The 2,127-nt window shown below is 27.7% G+C and carries 2 protein-coding genes; both read right to left on the bottom strand.

What is annotated here, in order from left to right:
• Window positions 1–237: 237 nt before the first annotated feature.
• Window positions 238–765: a hypothetical protein gene (locus tag HNV10_RS17045; protein WP_173302665.1), complete on the bottom strand. Its 528-nt coding sequence runs from the start codon at window positions 763–765 to the stop codon at window positions 238–240.
• A 158-nt stretch (window positions 766–923) separates the two neighbouring features.
• Window positions 924–1,751, bottom strand: coding sequence for a hypothetical protein (locus HNV10_RS17050; RefSeq protein ID WP_173302667.1), 828 nt, complete (start codon window positions 1,749–1,751; stop codon window positions 924–926).
• Window positions 1,752–2,127: the final 376 nt, after the last annotated feature.

Consider the following 2,127-nt stretch of genomic DNA (forward strand, 5'->3'; position numbering starts at 1 on the left):
TCAGATTTCGAGTGAGTTTTTTGCGTTCAGTTCGGCTTAAACGACTTGATTTTTTAGCGTTAGGTTCCGATTTTTAAATTGCGCTGCCTTATTAGAGTTAACGTGTTTGTGTATGGTTAGTTGCGTGTTTCAGCAACTATTTTAGTAAACAAAAACGAACGCGAGAAAATTCCGAAGGAATTTTCCAAATAAGCACTTGCCAAAGCAATTAATTATACACGGTGTTGCCAGTAGTTTTTATTCATTAATAAATTTTTCAAATTCCGTTTTACTTATTTTTGAGGATTTACCTTGTCTTTCAATAAAATATTCAAAAGTCCTTGAGTTAAAGTTGTATTTACTAGAAGCATATATAAACTTTTTGTTTTCGTTCTTATAAAAATCTGTCTCAGAAACAGCGTTAATAATTCCATAGTCGATTACTTTTTTAAAGTGCTCGTTAGTCGAATCTGTATTCCACAATTTTGTTGTGAATTGTTCAGAATCATATTCCCTATTTTCCCAATTATCTCCAATTTTTGGTATTCCAAGTTTTTCACGTTCTGAATTAAATTCAATTCCGTTATTCTTGTTTATCGGAATAACTAATTGGTAGATTGCGTTTAAACCAATCAGAATTCCCACGTAAACAAGACCTTTGAGTATTCCTTTTCCCATTGTTGTAATTGAGAAAGTAAATTCTTTTGGGTCTTTCTTATAGTCATAATAATATGCGATTCCAATCGGCACAATTATTAAAATTATTATCAAAATTCCGTATATCATTCGTGGTTTCTTAAATTACTGGCAACGGTTACGTATAAGAATAGTGCGGTTTTGTGTGCGAGGATTTTCCGAAGGAAAATCAGATGTAGCAAAAATGCACTGTTCTTTGTTTAAGCACTAAACTACGCATTATTTTTATACGATGTTATATGCAGTCTTTATCTGTATCCAAACCTCAATTTCATTCCGAACTTTTCTTCAATACTTTTCTTTTGTTTATCAACCTCGTATTCACAAATACCAAATTTAGCTCTGTCAGAATTAACTTTAGAATAGTCTTTAATTTTTTTGTCAAATGGAAAATTAAAATTATAATTTGATAATCTGTTTTTACTTTTAGTACTGGATTTATATAATGCTGAAATTTTATTTTTTTCGAATGTATATATAATAGCAAATTCTCTTGGATGTAATTCTCCCATTTTAATAGCATTAAATAATCTCTTTTCTGTTAATTCACTAAAAGGATAATCGTAATGTAACAAAGTCACAGTAATTTTTGCATTATCTAATTCACATTCAGATATTTTTTCAGCAAAATCTGTGTTATCAATACCTATTAGTTTTTCACTTGGGTAAGTTCCATTTAATAAGCGTTTTTTAATATTTATGAAATTAGAATAAACAATTTTTTTATAAGTTTTTTTACTTTTATTAATCTGTTCAATTTGATAATTGTTATTAAACTCTTCAGATAATCTTAAGTTTATTTTTGAATTATATTCAGCGTTTAATTCTGTAAATTGATTATCTAATAGTTCCCAGTCACTATTTTCTAAATTTATATCTAATATCGGAATAGTTTTTAAACACTCAATTTTAACTCCTTTTTTGAAAGATTTTTTTATCCAATTAAGAGATTTAGATTTATGATTATTCAAAATAGATAGTTGAGAAGCAATTACATAATCTTTGGCAAAATCAGGTTTGTATTCAGATAATAAGTTTTCTAATTTTGTTTCGGCATCTATGAAATTTTCTTCCACAATTAATTTCTCAATTTTAGAAAATTCTATATGATAATTTAAAAAATTTATTTTTTCGGTGTTGTTTATTAACATAGAAAAGACAAAAAATATAATTAAAAATCTACTCATTAGTTTTTTTGTTCAGATTGCATATAACGTGTTTGTGTATGGTTAGTTGCGTGGTAAAGCAACTAAATTAGCAAACTTTTACGAACCCGTGAAAATTCCGCAGGAATTTTCGCAAGTAAGCTCAATGCAGCAATTAAATATACACGGTGTTGTGTGGCGTTATTTTCAGTTCCAATTAATATTAGTTATCATATATTTTTCACTTTCCTTTTCTACAGTTATAATTCCAGTATAAGGCGAATAGTTTTTTTCATTTCCAAAAGTG

The sequence above is a fragment of the Winogradskyella litoriviva genome (assembly GCF_013249065.1).
GTDB classification, from domain to species: Bacteria; Bacteroidota; Bacteroidia; order Flavobacteriales; family Flavobacteriaceae; genus Winogradskyella; species Winogradskyella litoriviva.